General features: G+C 51.2%; 1 protein-coding gene. It reads right to left on the bottom strand.

Annotated features, from left to right (window positions below):
* On the bottom strand, positions 1-381 hold a 381-nt coding region (locus Q4563_RS15585; RefSeq protein ID WP_303605108.1), incomplete at its 3' end, for an alpha-amylase family glycosyl hydrolase.
* Positions 382-603 lie beyond the last annotated feature (222 nt).

Here is a 603-nt window from a genome sequence, read left to right as displayed (position 1 = left end):
CCAGTCGGCCTTGCTGGATCCAGGTTGGCAGCTATCGATAAACCAGGGGTGTTGATCCGATGTGTGGTTGGCGACCAGATCCAGAATAATACGAATATCACGCTGATGGGCCTGTTGCAGCAGCTGGTCAAAATCGGCCAGGGTACCAAATACCGGGTCAATAGCCTGGTAATCACAGATGTCGTAGCCAAGATCCAGCATCGGTGACGGGTAGACAGGTGAGAGCCAGATAGCATCGATACCCAGCGAATCCGGCGTTCCGTCATTAAGGTAATCGAGGCGGCTGATCAGTCCTTGCAGGTCGCCAATACCATCATTATTTGAGTCCTGAAAACTGCGTGGATATATTTGATAAACGACTCCATGTTGCCACCAGTTCATCCTCTTGCTCCTGTCGCGAAAACCTGACGGTAGATTCCGGCCGTGACAGGGATATGACGAACCTGTCAACAACCGTCAGAGTGAGCAAGGGGACTGGTTTTACCGCAGCGCTGGATGGTGCCGGGGCCGATTGGTGTTGACCTGAAGGCATGGTTGGCATGGATGTCTTGCGTGGTGGACTATCTTGGGTATTATTCCAAAAAGTTAATTATAAAAGAGACG

The sequence above is a fragment of the Gilvimarinus sp. 1_MG-2023 genome (assembly GCF_030548285.1).
This window is presented reverse-complemented; position numbering and strand designations above follow the sequence as displayed.